Annotated in this window: 18 protein-coding genes; 8 read left to right on the top strand and 10 right to left on the bottom strand. The window is 45.8% G+C overall.

Going from position 1 to position 15,627, the window contains the following annotated elements; genetic code table 11:
- Positions 1–102: 102 nt before the first annotated feature.
- The 3 genes from rpsI to zapE form a co-directional block, all read right to left on the bottom strand.
- The gene (gene rpsI, locus HUB64_RS13510; protein WP_006083052.1) at positions 103–495 is read right to left on the bottom strand and encodes a 30S ribosomal protein S9; all 393 of its coding nucleotides are present in this window, start codon (positions 493–495) and stop codon (positions 103–105) included.
- A gap of 14 nt (positions 496–509) precedes the next feature.
- A complete protein-coding gene (rplM, locus tag HUB64_RS13505) occupies positions 510–938 on the bottom strand; it encodes a 50S ribosomal protein L13 (protein ID WP_105251403.1) in 429 nt (142 codons plus the stop codon).
- A 291-nt stretch (positions 939–1,229) separates the two neighbouring features.
- Positions 1,230–2,342, bottom strand: coding sequence for a cell division protein ZapE (gene zapE, locus HUB64_RS13500; protein WP_168825494.1), 1,113 nt, complete (start codon positions 2,340–2,342; stop codon positions 1,230–1,232).
- 412 nt (positions 2,343–2,754) lie between these two features.
- Between zapE and degQ the strand changes: the two genes are divergently transcribed.
- Together degQ and degS are read left to right on the top strand one after the other, a co-directional pair.
- Positions 2,755–4,107 (top strand): Do family serine endopeptidase DegQ, encoded by a 1,353-nt coding sequence (degQ, locus tag HUB64_RS13495; RefSeq protein WP_173246892.1) that lies wholly within the window; start codon positions 2,755–2,757, stop codon positions 4,105–4,107.
- A gap of 115 nt (positions 4,108–4,222) precedes the next feature.
- Complete coding sequence (gene degS / locus HUB64_RS13490) at positions 4,223–5,305, top strand: outer membrane-stress sensor serine endopeptidase DegS (protein ID WP_105251400.1); 1,083 nt, start codon at positions 4,223–4,225, stop codon at positions 5,303–5,305.
- Between the two features lie 97 nt (positions 5,306–5,402).
- Here degS and murA read toward each other — a convergent pair whose 3' ends face one another.
- From murA to mlaF, 7 genes are read right to left on the bottom strand one after another with little or no spacing between them, the layout of a single operon-like run.
- The gene (gene murA, locus HUB64_RS13485) at positions 5,403–6,662 is read right to left on the bottom strand and encodes a UDP-N-acetylglucosamine 1-carboxyvinyltransferase (RefSeq protein WP_105251399.1); all 1,260 of its coding nucleotides are present in this window, start codon (positions 6,660–6,662) and stop codon (positions 5,403–5,405) included.
- 9 nt (positions 6,663–6,671) lie between these two features.
- Positions 6,672–6,929, bottom strand: a complete 258-nt coding sequence (locus tag HUB64_RS13480; protein ID WP_006086065.1) for a BolA family protein — start codon at positions 6,927–6,929, stop codon at positions 6,672–6,674.
- 19 nt (positions 6,930–6,948) lie between these two features.
- Positions 6,949–7,233, bottom strand: a complete 285-nt coding sequence (locus HUB64_RS13475) for a lipid asymmetry maintenance protein MlaB (protein ID WP_105251398.1) — start codon at positions 7,231–7,233, stop codon at positions 6,949–6,951.
- Positions 7,230–7,892: a phospholipid-binding protein MlaC gene (locus tag HUB64_RS13470; protein ID WP_105251397.1), complete on the bottom strand. Its 663-nt coding sequence runs from the start codon at positions 7,890–7,892 to the stop codon at positions 7,230–7,232. Before HUB64_RS13470 ends, HUB64_RS13475 begins: the two co-directional genes overlap by 4 nt.
- A gap of 11 nt (positions 7,893–7,903) precedes the next feature.
- Positions 7,904–8,377 (bottom strand): outer membrane lipid asymmetry maintenance protein MlaD, encoded by a 474-nt coding sequence (gene mlaD / locus HUB64_RS13465; RefSeq protein ID WP_028759401.1) that lies wholly within the window; start codon positions 8,375–8,377, stop codon positions 7,904–7,906.
- Between the two features lie 56 nt (positions 8,378–8,433).
- A complete protein-coding gene (gene mlaE, locus HUB64_RS13460; RefSeq protein ID WP_105251396.1) occupies positions 8,434–9,219 on the bottom strand; it encodes a lipid asymmetry maintenance ABC transporter permease subunit MlaE in 786 nt (261 codons plus the stop codon).
- Entirely contained in the window at positions 9,216–10,034 is an 819-nt protein-coding gene (mlaF, locus tag HUB64_RS13455; protein WP_063882287.1) for a phospholipid ABC transporter ATP-binding protein MlaF, read from the bottom strand. Before mlaF ends, mlaE begins: the two co-directional genes overlap by 4 nt.
- Positions 10,035–10,677: 643 nt before the next feature.
- Here mlaF and HUB64_RS13450 point away from each other — a divergent pair.
- The 6 genes from HUB64_RS13450 to HUB64_RS13425 all read left to right on the top strand — a co-directional run bounded on the left by HUB64_RS13450 (position 10,678) and on the right by HUB64_RS13425 (position 15,618).
- Positions 10,678–11,655 carry a KpsF/GutQ family sugar-phosphate isomerase gene (locus HUB64_RS13450; RefSeq protein ID WP_131524129.1) on the top strand — a complete coding sequence of 326 codons (978 nt, stop codon included), beginning with the start codon at positions 10,678–10,680 and terminating at the stop codon, positions 11,653–11,655.
- Entirely contained in the window at positions 11,655–12,206 is a 552-nt protein-coding gene (gene kdsC, locus HUB64_RS13445) for a 3-deoxy-manno-octulosonate-8-phosphatase KdsC (RefSeq protein WP_028759542.1), read from the top strand. The genes HUB64_RS13450 and kdsC overlap by 1 nt, the downstream gene beginning before the upstream one ends.
- Positions 12,203–12,763 (top strand): LPS export ABC transporter periplasmic protein LptC, encoded by a 561-nt coding sequence (lptC, locus tag HUB64_RS13440; RefSeq protein ID WP_105251394.1) that lies wholly within the window; start codon positions 12,203–12,205, stop codon positions 12,761–12,763. Before kdsC ends, lptC begins: the two co-directional genes overlap by 4 nt.
- Positions 12,750–13,304 (top strand): lipopolysaccharide transport periplasmic protein LptA, encoded by a 555-nt coding sequence (lptA, locus tag HUB64_RS13435; RefSeq protein ID WP_105251393.1) that lies wholly within the window; start codon positions 12,750–12,752, stop codon positions 13,302–13,304. The genes lptC and lptA overlap by 14 nt, the downstream gene beginning before the upstream one ends.
- A complete protein-coding gene (gene lptB, locus HUB64_RS13430) occupies positions 13,301–14,032 on the top strand; it encodes an LPS export ABC transporter ATP-binding protein (protein ID WP_105251392.1) in 732 nt (243 codons plus the stop codon). Before lptA ends, lptB begins: the two co-directional genes overlap by 4 nt.
- Before the next feature lie 107 nt (positions 14,033–14,139).
- Positions 14,140–15,618, top strand: a complete 1,479-nt coding sequence (locus HUB64_RS13425) for an RNA polymerase factor sigma-54 (RefSeq protein ID WP_105251391.1) — start codon at positions 14,140–14,142, stop codon at positions 15,616–15,618.
- Positions 15,619–15,627 lie beyond the last annotated feature (9 nt).

Below are 15,627 nucleotides of genomic sequence, written 5' to 3'. Positions count from 1 at the left end.
TGTATATCAGCATACTCCAACCAAAGAGTTTTCTTATACCGTCAATTTTTAGCCAATAAAAAACCCAGCATAGGCTGGGTTTTTTGATATTCCAAAAACGAATTAACGCTTAGAGAATTGTGGCTTACGACGTGCTTTACGTAGACCCACTTTCTTACGCTCAACTTTACGAGCGTCACGGGTAACGAAACCAGCAGAACGAAGTGATGGACGCAGTGCTTCATCTAATTGCATCAGAGCACGGGTAATACCGTGACGGATTGCGCCTGCTTGGCCAGTGATACCACCGCCTTTAACAGTTACATAGATGTCCAGCTTGTCAGTCATTTCAACTAACTCTAAAGGTTGACGAACAACCATACGAGCAGTTTCACGACCAAAATACTGATCCAAAGGACGTTGATTTACAACGATGTTGCCACTACCTGCTTTAGCGAAAACGCGAGCTGTAGAGGTTTTGCGACGGCCAGTGCCGTAGTACTGAGTTGCAGCCATTTGCTTAATCCCGTTTAGATATCAAGAACTTGAGGTTGTTGTGCAGTGTGGTTATGTTCTGCGCCAGCGTAAACTTTCAGTTTACGGAACATGGCACGGCCCAGAGGACCTTTTGGTAACATACCCTTAACTGCTTTCTCGATGATCATTTCTGGCTTTTGCGCTTGCAGCTTTTCAAAGCTGATTTGCTTAATGCCACCAGGGAAGCCTGAATGCGAGTAGTACGTTTTGCCTTTCGCTTTGTTACCAGTAACAGTCACTTTTTCAGCATTAACAACGATGATGTAATCACCGGTATCAACGTGTGGAGTGTATTCTGGCTTATGCTTACCGCGTAAACGGACAGCGATTTCAGTAGCGATACGACCTAAAGTTTTGCCGTCTGCGTCGACGACGAACCAGTCACGAGTTACAGTTTCTGGTGTAGCAGTAAAAGTCTTCATTATTACAAAAACCCAAAGTTAATTTTCTGTCTCACATGCTGTCTGCATTTGCAAACAACACAAAATTGCCTTTTTAGTACCCCTTCGAGCACCGACTTCGGCTTACAACTTCCGCCCAATTGGCGGAGTAACGTGGGCAGGTGGCGGAGTATAGACAAAGCTGAGTTAAAAATCACCTGATATTTTGATAAAAATTATAAAATATCGACCAATTGGACTTGTCATCCTAAGGATTAACAAGCCTCTGGTGATTTAAGGCCGCAGCTAATGCAAAACTCTTACACTACTGGGTTACGGCAGGTGTTCGGTTTTTAAATAATCGTGGGATTGCATCTCAATTAAGCGTGAACGGCAACGCCTAAATTCGAAGTTAAGCAAACCATCGGCATAAATATCTTCGAGTGGCACTTGAGCCGATACAATCAGCTTTACATTGCGCTCGTAAAATTCGTCGACCATAGCTAAAAAACGTCTGGCGATGTCATCGCCAGTCAAAAAGGCGCCCATTTGTTCTATGCCACTCACGAGGACAGTGTGATAAATCCGCGCAAGTTCCATGTAATCACGCTGGCTTCGTGGACCATCACAGAGCGCTCTAAAATCGGCCAACAATACGCCCTGCGCCTGCTGCCGAATACTAATACTGCGGCCTTCTATTTCGATGTCACCAGTAAGCACCTCAGACTCAGGCGCTAACTGACTAAAATAACGTATCAGATTGGCATCAGCTTGTGCATCTAACGGATGATGATAAATCTCTGCTTGCTCAAGGGTACGCAATCGATAGTCAATGCCAGAATCCACATTGAGTACTTCACAATGTTGATTAATTAAGGCTATCGCAGGTAAGAAACGTGCGCGCTGTAAGCCATTTTTATATAAGTCGTCGGGGATAATATTCGAAGTTGCAACCAGCACAACGCCTTCTTTAAATAACGCTTGAAACAGCGTACCTAATAGCATGGCATCGGTAATATCAGAGACAAAGAATTCATCGAAACAGATAACGCGATATTTTGCAGCCATCTTTTTCGCAATCACCAACAAAGGATCGCGAACGCCTTTTAACTCATCCAAATCTAAATGCAATTGATGCATAAAGCGGTGGAAGTGAGCCCGCAATTTTTGTTCACCAGGCAAGGCATCAAAAAAGGTATCCATCAGGTAGGTTTTACCGCGCCCAACTCCGCCCCAAAGATACAGGCCTTTAGGTGATGCTGGTGCCGATTTTAAGCCTAATGCGCTAAACAATTTCCCCACAATAGAACTCGGTTCTTCTGCCGTAGTTAAGTCTTCATAGACGCGTTGTAACGCCTTAACGGCAATTTCTTGAGCCGGATCATGGGAAAAACCATCACGAGTAAGATCTTTTTGATAATGCTGCCAAGGGCTTAACTGAGGCACGTTTAAATTCTCTTATGTCCTTTACTAAAACTGTGACGATATTAGCACGGCCAATATGACGCAGGATATATTAATGCAGAATACGACTTTTACCTTAACGCTAAACTGCATACAAACGTCTAATAAGCCTCTATGCTGTAGGTCATTTTAATCGGCAAAATCTGCTGATATTAGGGCTTGAAAAATCCTAATCTCGCCCACAGATTTCTGTTCAGCAACAAGTATGAAACAGCCGACAAAATAGGCTAAAAAAATTAACATTTATTAATATAATGAACTTTTTCAATAAGGTGCGAGTCAGAGTGATTACCTAGGCAAATAGCCGGTACCGATACAGATTTGATCTGGCACTCGCACGATTGCTGATGCATTACATCCAGATCTTTCAACCCTTATTTGGAGTTATGAATAGATGAAAACAAAATTATCTGTACTTTCAGCCGCAATGTTAGCCGCGACCCTGACTATAATGCCTGTCGTCTCACAGGCCGCCATTCCACAGACGGTTGAGGGACAATCCATTCCAAGTCTTGCGCCTATGCTTGAGCGTACGACGCCCGCAGTCGTATCAGTAGCGGTAACGGGGACTCATGTTTCTAAGCAAAGAGTACCTGATGTTTTCCGTTACTTTTTCGGCCCTAATGCGCCACAAGAGCAAGTGCAAGAACGTCCTTTTAGAGGCTTAGGCTCAGGCGTCATTATTGACGCAGAAAAAGGCTATATCGTCACGAACAACCATGTGATTGACGGTGCTGATGATATTCAAGTTGGTCTTCATGACGGCCGTGAAGTAAAAGCAAAACTGATTGGTACTGACTCAGAGTCAGATATCGCATTATTGCAAATTGAAGCGAAAAATCTCGTCGCAATCAAAGCCTCTGATTCCGATGATTTACGCGTAGGTGACTTTGCCGTTGCCATTGGTAACCCCTTCGGTTTAGGTCAAACCGTCACCTCGGGCATTGTTAGTGCTTTAGGCCGTAGCGGCTTAGGCATTGAAATGCTGGAAAACTTTATTCAAACCGATGCCGCGATTAACAGTGGTAACTCGGGTGGCGCACTCGTCAATCTTAACGGCGAGTTAATTGGGATTAACACGGCAATCGTAGCACCGGGTGGCGGTAACGTCGGTATTGGCTTTGCCATCCCTGCTAATATGGTGAAAAACCTCGTGGCACAAATTGCCGAACACGGAGAAGTACGCCGCGGTGTATTAGGTATTTCGGGACGTGATCTCGATAGCCAACTCGCACAAGGTTTCGGTTTAGACACTCAACACGGCGGCTTCGTGAATGAAGTAGCCAAGGGCAGTGCCGCAGAGAAGGCTGGTATAAAAGCAGGTGATATTATCATCAGCGTTGATGGCCGTGGTATTAAGTCATTCCAAGAACTGCGGGCTAAAGTCGCCACTATGGGTGCAGGTGCTAACGTTGAGTTAGGACTCATCCGTGACGGTGATAAGAAAACAGTTAAAGTGACCTTAGGTGAAGCGAGCCAAACCAGTGAAACAGCGGCTGGTGCCGTGCATCCTATGCTGCAAGGTGCGTCCTTAGAAAACTCATCTAAGGGCATTGAAATTACCGATGTCGCACAAGGCTCACCCGCGGCCATGAGTGGCTTATTAAAAGGAGATGTAATTGTCGGTATTAACCGCACTGCGATTAAAGATCTTAAGACACTGAAAGCACAACTTAAAGATCAAGAAGGTGCCGTTGCACTGAAGATAATGCGTGATAAGAGCATGTTATATTTAGTCCTACGTTAATCGACAAAATAGGCCATTTTTTCTGCCATAGATAAGCATAGGGAGCTTAGGTTCCCTATGCTTACATCGATTAAACATGTTAATCTAACTCACCTTTTTCTAGATCCATCCTGCCATGACTATAAAAGACACTCTGTTATATCTCGGTAAAGCCACCCTTTTCGGCCTTATCATGGCGGCCATGTTTTTATTGGTGACACGTTATTTCGATAACCAATCCCTCGGTAGTAGTCTGCTACAAACCCGTGCCAACAACACAGTCGAGCTATCCTTTGCCAAGGCGGTACGCCGTGCAGCTCCTGCGGTTGTGAATATTTATAGCCTCAGCATAGATCAGAACCGCCCACTTAATTCAGGCTCACTTCAAGGTCTAGGTTCTGGGGTGATAATGAGTAAAGAAGGTTATATTCTCACTAATTATCATGTCATTAAGAAAGCCGATGAGATTGTTGTCGCCCTGCAAGATGGACGCAAATTTACCTCTGAAGTGGTTGGCTTCGATCCTGAAACCGATTTATCGGTACTTAAAATTGAAGGCGATAACTTACCGATTGTCCCCGTTAATCTCGACAGTCCGCCTCAAGTCGGTGATGTCGTACTCGCTATTGGTAATCCCTACAATTTAGGCCAGACCATTACCCAAGGCATCATCAGTGCCACGGGGCGTAACGGCTTAAGTTCAGGTTACTTAGACTTCCTACAAACCGATGCAGCGATTAATGCAGGTAACTCGGGTGGCGCACTCATTGACACTAACGGCAGCCTTATTGGTATTAATACCGCAGCATTCCAAGTGGGTGAAGAAGGTGGCGGCCATGGGATTAACTTCGCTATCCCGATTAAATTAGCCCACAGCATTATGGGTAAGTTGATTAAAAATGGTCGAGTGATCCGTGGCGCTTTAGGAATTTCTGGCGAGCCGATTAATCCTGTCGTGGCACAAATCCTTAATCTACCCGATCTCAAAGGTGTGCTCGTTACGGGTGTCGATCCTAATGGCCCTGCGGCCCGTGCCCTGCTAATGCCAAGGGATGTGATTATTAAATACGATGGTGAAGATGTGCCAGGCGTTGAGATGCTAATGGACCGCATCGCTGAAACCACACCGGGTAAGAAAGTGATGATGACTGTGATACGCCAAGGTAAACAACAAGAGTTACCTGTGATTATCGATGAGAAGGTTGTGATCGATAACTAGAGTGTCACTTAGTATTACGCGCTCAACTGCAGAAAACAAAAAACCAGCTTTTAGCTGGTTTTTTAATGATGCAAAATTAGCTTAAGTCAGTAACAGATCACTGAATACGCACAACCTGTGCGCCTAAACCTTGAAACTTATTCTCAATATGCTCATAGCCACGATCTAAGTGATAGATACGATCGACAATCGTCTTACCATCGGCCACTAAGCCAGCAATCACTAGACTCGCTGACGCACGTAAATCCGTCGCCATGACCTGAGCACCACTTAAAGATTCAATCCCTTGAATGATGCAGGTGTTGCCTTCAAGCTCCATGGTAGCGCCCATACGGATAAGTTCAGGCACATGCATAAAACGATTTTCGAAGATAGTCTCAGTTATGGTTGCCGTACCTTGTGCTAAGGCATTGAGTACACAAAACTGCGCCTGCATATCGGTTGGGAAACCAGGATAAGGTGCCGTCTTGATATTCACCGCCTTCGGACGTTTACCCTGCATATCGAGCTCAATCCAATCTTCGCCCGTAGTAATCGTCGCGCCTGCATCTTCAAGTTTTGCGATAACCGACTCCAGTGAAGCAGGGTCGGCTTTTAAACAACGAATACGACCACGGGTCACCGCGGCAGCAACGAGGAAGGAACCGGTTTCGATACGATCTGGCATAACTCGGTAATTGCAGCCCTGTAAACGCTCAACCCCTTGAATACGCAATGTCGCACTGCCTACACCAGTGATTTTTGCACCCATGGCAATTAAGCAATTAGCGAGATCGATCACTTCAGGTTCGCGTGCCGCGTTTTCAATCACGGTTTCGCCATCGGCTAATGCTGCGGCCATCAGTAAGTTTTCGGTGGCACCAACACTCACCATGTCCATAAAGATATGTGCGCCTTTAAGACGACCATCAACACGGGCCTTGATATAACCTTCTTTCACTTCAATCTTGGCGCCCATCATTTCGAGGCCATGTAAGTGCAAGTTCACTGGTCTTGCGCCAATGGCACAGCCGCCAGGCAATGACACATCAGCCGTACCATAACGAGCCAATAACGGCCCTAAGATCAAGATAGAAGCACGCATGGTTTTCACTAGATCATAGGGAGCGCAAAACTCATTCAGATTAGTGGTAGAAATGCGGATCTGTCCGTCACCGAGTTCAGTCACTTCAGCGCCGAGACAGCGTAATAACTTACAGCTCGTACTCACATCACGTAGATTGGGCACGTTAGAAACCACAAAATCGGTTTCAGCCAATACACCCGCCATCAGAATAGGCAAAGCTGCATTTTTAGCACCTGAAATAATCACATCACCGGCAAGCGGGGGGCTTGCCTGAATTGTTAGTTTATCCACTTTTCCTCACTAGCTAGGCATGTTGAAAACTTTTTCGCGTTTCCATTGAGTCGGCGTGAAAGTTTTGATCGTTAATGCATGTAATTCACCGCTGGCAATGTGTGCCGTCAACGGTGCATAAATGGCTTGTTGCTGTTTGACTCGGCTCATACCATCGAAGCATTCACCTACGGCGATCACTTTATAATGGCTACCATCCGAGCTAGCGTGAACTTCTTCAAGCCCTAACGCATCACGTAAAATCTGTTCAATTAAGCTGCATTCCATGAAATCTATTACCCTATTCTCAATGCGCTTCTTCGGTAAAGAAGGCATCTAAATCATATAAATCAATTAGTTTTTTAAGTTGTGGTGAAGCAGAACTCAATACAAGTTGGCTGCGATGTTCACGCACTAACGCCAGCAAAAATGCCATGCCAGCGCTATCACTGTATTCGAGCCCAGACAGAGACAATATCTGGGTTGACTCATTTAGCAGTTGTTGCCGCTGTGGCCAAAGTGTAATGACATCGGCTTGGGTTATGCGCCCTTTAAGATGACAAACTGTCCCCTGTTGCACAAATTCAATCACGACTGTGACTTCCCAGACTTAGCCTTCATGACCACTTTCTCTTTAGTGCGATCTTCGAGCATCTTAATCACGGGATCGATACCCTGTTGGCGAATTAGATTAGAGATTTCCGACTGCTTAGAAGACAGTAAGCTCACACCTTCGGCAACTAAATCAAATGCCTTCCATGAGTCATCCTTTAAACGGCGCGCCTTAAACAATAGTTTAATCGGTGGGCGACCGGCTTCGATGATCTGCACGTTTACATCGACCATTTTCTCTTTGCTGAAATCAATCCCAGGTGAGAATTCCACTTTTTGATTAGTATATTCAGTAAAGGCTTGGGCATAAGTAGAGATTAAATAACCTTCAAAAGCATTGACGAAACGATTGCGTTGCTCTTCGGTTGAATCCTTAAGATATTGGCCTAATACCTTATAAGAAGCGTATTTATAATCGACATAAGGCATGAGTTCTTCACGAACAATCACCTTTAAATGGTCTGAATTTGCGTCGATTAATGCTTTATCTTTATGAAAACGATCGAAGGTTTTATTGGCAACGGCTTTCACCATGGCATACGGATCTGTCGTATCGACAACCACATCAGCGGCAACTGCGCTCGTTGCCCCTAAAACCATCACTAACGGCAATAAAAAACGAGATAAGTTTTTAAACATAGCGGTAACCCCTATTTATCCTTCGAACCCATACTATATAAGAACTGACCAATCAGCTCCTCCAACACTAATGCCGAACGAGTGTCGTCAATCTTATCGCCATCTTTCAGCATACTGACATCATCGTCGACAAAACCCGGTGTTAACCCTAAGAATTGTTCGCCCAACAAACCCGAAGTCAAAATGGCTAAACTACTGGTTTCAGGGAATTTATCGTAACGCTTGTCCATCACTAATGTGACCACAGCCACTAACTTAACTGGGTCTAAATCTATGCTGCTCACTCGGCCAACGACAACACCGCCAACCTTGACTGGCGAACGCACCTTCAAACCACCAATGTTGGTAAAATTGGCTTGTATGGTATAAGTGCTATCGCTGCTTTTCACTTCAATATTGGCGACGTTAAAGACTAAGACCAAAAAAGCGGCCAATCCTGTTAAAAGAAACACACCCACTAATAATTCAATTTTTCGTGTCAACATGTTCAGCTACCACTCTGTTAATCCATCTAACCTGTGTCGAAATCCGCAGTGTTCCGTTAGCGGCCAAACATCAGGGCTGTCAGTAAAAAATCCAATGCCAATACAGCGAGGCTCGACTGAACGACAGTCTGGGTCGTTGCACGGCTGATGCCTTCCGGATTTGGGATCACTTGATAACCGCGATATAACGCAATCCAAGTGACCACTACGGCAAACACACCACTTTTGATCAAGCAGTTAACTATGTCCTGACGCCATTCGACAGACGCCTGCAGAATCGACCAAAACGCACCACTGTCGATCCCTTTCCATTCCACGCCAACAAGGTGCCCGCCATAAATACCTACAGCGGTAAACATCAACGCCAGCAATGGCATACTGATCACTCCAGCCCAAAAGCGCGGTGCAATAATCTGCCTTAATGGGTCAATCGCCATCATTTCTAAACTGGAAAGCTGCTCAGTGCTTTTCATTAAACCAATTTCAGCGGTTAATGCTGAACCCGCCCGTCCCGCAAACAATAACGCGGTAACAACTGGCCCTAACTCACGCAGTAAACTGAGCGCCACCATAGGACCTAAGCTTTCTTCGGTGCCAAAACCAACTAAGATGTTATAGCCTTGCAGTGCGAGCACCATGCCGATAAAGAGTCCTGAGACTAAAATAATCACCATGGATTGCACACCGACCACATAAATCTGGCGCACTAATAATGGAAAACCTTTACGCACGCGTGGCCAGCGAAAAATCGCACCCCACAGCATAAGGCCTGCACGGCCAAAACCGAGCACTAGCTCAATCGCGCTGCGGCCTAAGTCGGCAATACTGTCGATTAACTTCACTTGCCAACTCCTTTTGCCATTAATTCTTGCTGGTAATCATTTGCCGGATAATGGAACGGCACAGGGCCGTCCGGAGCACCTTGAATAAACTGTTTCAGCTGCGGATTATCAGCGTACTTTAATTCTTCAGGGGTACCGTGGGCGATGACTTTTTTGTCAGCCACCACATATACATAATCGGCAATGCCAAGCACTTCATCCACATCGTGGGACACCACAATTGAAGTCAGATTCAGCGCATCGGATAACTCACGAATAAGCTTTACTAACACACCCATCGATATTGGGTCTTGCCCTGCAAAAGGCTCATCGTACATCACCATTTCAGGTTCAAGCGCTATGGCTCTAGCTAATGCGGCGCGGCGTTGCATACCACCGGACAATTCGCTCGGCATCATCTGAGCGGCACCACGTAAACCTACGGCTTCAAGTTTCATCAACACGATAGTGCGAATAATGTCTTCAGGCAGTCCAGAATGTTCACGCAGCGCAAACGCCACGTTATCGAACACATTAATGTCGGTAAACAGCGCGCCACTCTGAAACAGCATGCTCATCCGCTTACGCAGACTAAATAATTCATTACGACTCACGCCATGGATATCGTGACCGTCGAATAAAACTTGTCCATGGTCAGGCGTTAATTGGCCGCCAATCAATTTCAACAGGGTCGTTTTGCCTATGCCGCTCGGCCCCATGATCGCCGTCACCTTGCCCCTTGGAATGGACAGGCTAATATCTTCATATATCACACGCTGACCGCGGCTAAACCCCAAATTACGGATCTCAACCAACGGCGTTTGTTCTTGAGTCATGCTTGATTCCGACATTTGCAAATGAGGTGATCCTAGTCTTCCGAGACTGACCAATCGAAGAGCCGCAAATTGTACGTAATTGCGCTTTAACCTACAACCGAATCGACACTATCGCCCTGCGATACTTTCAATTTGCCTCATTTACAGCGAAAATGCGCCCTAAGTTTTCACTCTGCACAGGTAAAATGTTACTTAATGTTTTCAACCTGGTTGCAGAATTGGCAGTATTGGCTAATTCGTTCGCACTTAGCTCACTCTTCGCCCACTTTTATCGGGGAGAGTCGATACGCAATTGCGCAATAGAGGCATCCCATAGGGTAATACCCGCTGCGATATGGGATAAATCCATTGAAATAAACGACAAAGACGATGATATTGCTCAAGACCTTCTGCCGCTAAACACGTTATTGTGCGTGAATAGCTAACGCAGCTGAACTTGACGAGTCGGATCAATCGCTCTAGCCTGCCGCAATTGTTTTGCTGTTTTCGGTAATAAACCACAGTAAGACATAAGCTAAATTGTCTGAAAACAAACTAATACTTGGCAGAAAGCCTATTACATATCATCTTTATCGCGTACCAAATTGTGCTATTCCAATCCCATCAATGGGGCGACAAAGACAATGCAAAAAGAGAGATAGACATGGTAGACAAATCACAACTGCGCCAATGGGGTTGTAAAGTTATCGACATTGAAAAGTCAGCCCTAGACAATCTTTATCAATATGTTGATTCGGCTGAATTTGCAGAAGCTTGCGAGTTGATCCTCAACTGCACAGGCAAAGTGATTGTCATGGGAATGGGCAAATCGGGCCATATCGGCAATAAGATTTCAGCCACCCTCGCCAGCACAGGAACGCCCGCATTTTTTGTGCATCCGGGTGAAGCCAGCCACGGCGATCTGGGTGTATTGGCCGATAACGATGTGATTTTAGCGATTTCAAATTCCGGTGAGTCGAGCGAAATCCTCACCTTAATGCCGGTCATCCAACGTATGGGCGTGCCCGTTATCGCGGTAACAGGTAAACCCGAATCGAATATGGCGCGATTATCTAAAGTGCATTTATGTATTGAAGTCCCAGAAGAGGCTTGCCCACTTGGACTAGCACCCACCTCAAGTACCACAGCGACCTTAGTGATGGGCGATGCCATCGCCATTGCGCTGCTGCAAGCAAAAGGCTTTACCCGTGATGATTTTGCTATGTCCCATCCTGGCGGAGCTTTAGGACGTAAGTTGCTGTTAAAAGTCTGCGATGTGATGCACTGTGGTGATGACTTACCGCTCGTCAACCACGATATTTGCATCACAGAAGCCCTGTACGAAATCTCCAAGAAAGGCCTAGGCATGACGGCGATTATCGATGATCAGCGCAAGCTGGTTGGTATCTTCACCGATGGTGATTTACGCCGCGTTATCGATGCCGAAGTGAATTTACGCACGACGCCCATTGCCGATGTGATGACCCGTAACTGCGTCACGATCACAGATAATGTGTTGGCCGCCCAAGCACTGCAAGTGATGGACTCAAAAAATATCAACGGATTAATTGTTATCGATAAAGATCGCCATCCTATTGGCGCTCTTAACATGCTCGATATGGTAAAAGCAGGAGTCATTTAATGCCACAGCAAGGATTTTACGGCCCAATCAGTGATGATGTGTGGCAACGGGCGCAAAAGATTAAACTGTTAATCTGTGATGTCGATGGGGTGTTTTCCGACGGCCGTATTTACTTGAGTAATAGCGGCGAAGAGCTCAAAGCCTTCCATACCCGCGACGGCTATGGCGTGCGATCACTCCTCACCAGCGGTTTCAACCTCGCCGTGATCACAGGACGTCAATCCAAAATCGTTGAAAACCGTATGACAGCCCTTGGTGTTACCCATATTTACCAAGGCGTAGACAATAAGTTCGAGCCCTATGAAGCATTGCTCGCACTTTATGGTGTCACCCCAGAAGAAGTGGCTTATATCGGTGATGATATTGTCGATCTCCCCGTGATGAATGTCGTCGGTTTAGCGGTCAGTGTTGCTGACGGCCACCCCTATGTACGCCAACACGCCCATTTTGTGACTACGCTCAATGGTGGCCACGGTGCACTGCGTGAACTCACAGATCTGTTACTCCTAAGTCAAAATAAATTCACTTCGGCCCATGGAATGAGTATATGAGTCGTGTGACACTCGCGATTATCGCTTTTTTTGGAACCGCACTAGCGCTTTACTGGCAGGTCCAGAACAAACACAGCGGTGATTCCGATAACAGAGTAAAAGATCAAAATACCCCAGATTTCATCGTTGAAGATCTGCGCAGTGTTGAGTTCAATGAGCAAGGACTAGTGAATAGCCGTGTGACGGCGAAACACATGGAACATTATGATTCAACGAATCAAACTTTCTTTACTCAACCTGTTTATCTTGTTTATCCAGACCAAGGTAAAGCACAATGGCAGCTCAGGGCAGATCAGGGCAAGCTAAACAAGGAAACTGGCAAGGTTGTATTAGAAAATAATGTTATTATCGATGCCATTAGCCCAGAAGAACCGATTCAGACCTTGTCCACCAGTTATCTGGAACTCGATCTCAACACTATGATAATGACCTCTGACCGTACCATTTACGTCACAGGGAAAGATTTTAATATTCAAGGCCAAGGCCTTTATGCCGACCTCAACGCGCAAGAAGTGCAATTGACCAGTCAGGTAGTAGGAACATATGAAGCAAAATAACGTATTACTTGCCAGCCTAATGCTAATTATGAGCATGAGTGCTTTCGCGAAAGTGGGCGACTTAAAGCAAGAAGTCAAAATTAAAGCTGTGAGCCAAACTGCGGATATCAAAAACAACCAGATTATCTTCTTTGGTCCGGTGGAAGTTACCCAAGGCTCAATAAAAATCCAAGCAAATGAACTGCGTGCATTTTCCGCTGAAGGTGAAAATAGCAAAACTTTAGTCGCCACAGGCAACCCTGCTACGTATAGCCAGATATTAGACGATGGCCGTCCTGCATCGGCTAGCGCGAAAGAAATTCGTTACGATATGGCAAGCCGCACCTTAACTCTGAAAGGTATGGCGTCATTAGATCAAGCAGGTAGCCAAGTTACAGGCAATTTAATCCGCTATAACATGATTCAACAGAAATTGATGGCCGAGAGTACTGGCAGTGGTGACGATCGCGTAATCACTATTATTCAGCCTGAAAACTATCAAGATGATGCTAAATCAGACGCTCCGGCGGATAAACCTGTAAAAAAGCAGGACTCTAAATGACCCAAATCACCTTAAGAGCACAAAATCTGGCGAAAAGTTACAAGAGTCGCCAAGTGGTTAAAGACGTCAGTCTGACGGTAAAAACCGGTCAAGTCGTTGGCCTACTCGGTCCAAACGGTGCAGGTAAAACCACGACCTTTTACATGGTTGTCGGGCTAGTGAAGAGCGATAAGGGACATATCTTTATCGACGATGATGATTTAACCGCAGATCCTATGCATCTGCGTGCCCGCAAAGGCATAGGTTACTTACCGCAAGAAGCCAGTATCTTTCGTAAGCTAACTGTTCATGACAACATCATGGCCGTACTGCAAACTCGTAAAGAACTTAAAAACGAAGAACGAGAAGAAGAACTAGAACATCTGCTCGAAGAGTTTCATATCACCCACATCCGTGACAGCCAAGGCATGTCATTGTCGGGTGGCGAACGTCGTCGCGTCGAAATTGCGCGGGCTTTAGCCGCTAATCCTAAGTTCATTTTGCTCGATGAACCGTTTGCCGGCGTCGATCCTATTTCGGTTATCGACATCAAGAAGATTATCGAACAACTCAAAAGTCGCGGCCTTGGCGTACTGATCACAGACCATAATGTCCGCGAGACATTAGATGTATGTGAACATGCTTATATTGTGAGTCACGGAAACCTGATTGCCGAAGGAACTCCAGCAGAGATCTTAGACAATCAGCAAGTTAGGGCTGTGTACTTAGGTGAACAATTCAGGCTATAGTTAATCGAGCGAAGCCAATGGAGGCAATTTATACCGCCATTGGGCTTCACTCAAGATAATAATAAGCGACCTCATCCAACAATAATAACGTAGGGATCAGCGGTAACATGAAAGCGTCACTCCAGCTCAAACTGGGTCAACAGTTAACCATGACGCCACAACTACAACAGGCTATACGTCTGTTGCAACTGTCGTCATTAGAACTGCAGCAAGAGATCCAGCAAGCATTAGATTCTAATCCCCTTCTCGAGCTGGAAGAGGATCAATTCGACGCCACTAAAACCCCTGTAAACCAAACGCTATCCGATACGGATTTCAGTGAATCTAGCACTCTGCCACCAGAAAAAGACAGCTCCACCATAGATACGGCAGAGTCGCTAACCAAAGAATCCATGCCCGATGAGCTCCCCATGGACACCACATGGGATGAAGTGTTTACCGCCTCCCCAAACTCAGGCCCCGGCGGCAGTCGTGAAGACGATATGCCCTTCCAAGGCGAGACCAGTGAAGGTTTGTACGAACACTTAGAATGGCAAAAAAACCTCACGCCGTTTTCTGAAACCGATTTAGCCATTGCCACCGCCATTATTGATGCCATCGACGATCAGGGCTATCTCACCCAAAGCACTGAAGAAATTCTCGAAGCCATGGGCAATCCTGAAGTTGAGCTTGACGAAGTCGAAGCCGTACTCAAGCGTATTCAGCATTTTGATCCCATAGGCGTTGCCGCCCGCGATTTAAGTGAATGCCTGCTGATCCAACTGTCGCATTTCGCCGCTGATACTCCCAACCTAGAAAACGCCCGTATGCTGATCAAAGATCATTTAGATCTGATCGCCGCCCGAGACTTTAGGTTATTGATGCGTAAGACTAAATTAAAAGAAGATGAATTAAGGGATGGTATAGCACTCATCCAAACCCTCAATCCTCGCCCAGGTTTGTTGATCACGCCCAATAATGACGAATACGTTATCCCAGATGTGTCTGTGTCGAAGAAAAATGGCCGCTGGGTGGTTGAGCTAAATCCTGACTGCATGCCCAAAATCAATGTAAATCAACATTATGCTTCAATGGCGCGCAGCACTAAAAACCAAGCCGATAGCCAATTTATTCGCGGCCATCTGCAAGAGGCTAAATGGTTTATTAAGAGCTTAGAAAGCCGTAACGATACTTTGCTTAAAGTTGCTAATTGCATAGTGCAATATCAGCAAGGTTTCTTTGAGTATGGTGAAGAAGCCATGAAGCCTATGGTGCTTAACGATATTGCCGAAGCGGTAGAAATGCATGAGTCCACCATCTCACGGGTCACAACTCAAAAATACATGCATACCCCTAAGGGACTTTTTGAACTAAAATACTTCTTCTCTAGCCACGTCGGTACTGACGATGGTGGTGAGTGCTCATCCACAGCAATCAGAGCCTTTATAAAGAAACTGGTGGCAGCGGAAAACCAGAAAAAACCATTAAGCGATAGTAAGATGGCACAACTTCTGGCAGAACAAGGGATCAACGTAGCCCGCAGAACCATTGCGAAGTACCGAGAGGCTATGCTTATTCCACCTTCTAATCAGCGTAAAAGTTTATAACCTACAGTG

The organism is Shewanella sp. ISTPL2, assembly GCF_013283205.1.
Classification (GTDB): domain Bacteria; phylum Pseudomonadota; class Gammaproteobacteria; order Enterobacterales; family Shewanellaceae; genus Shewanella; species Shewanella oncorhynchi.
This window is presented reverse-complemented; position numbering and strand designations above follow the sequence as displayed.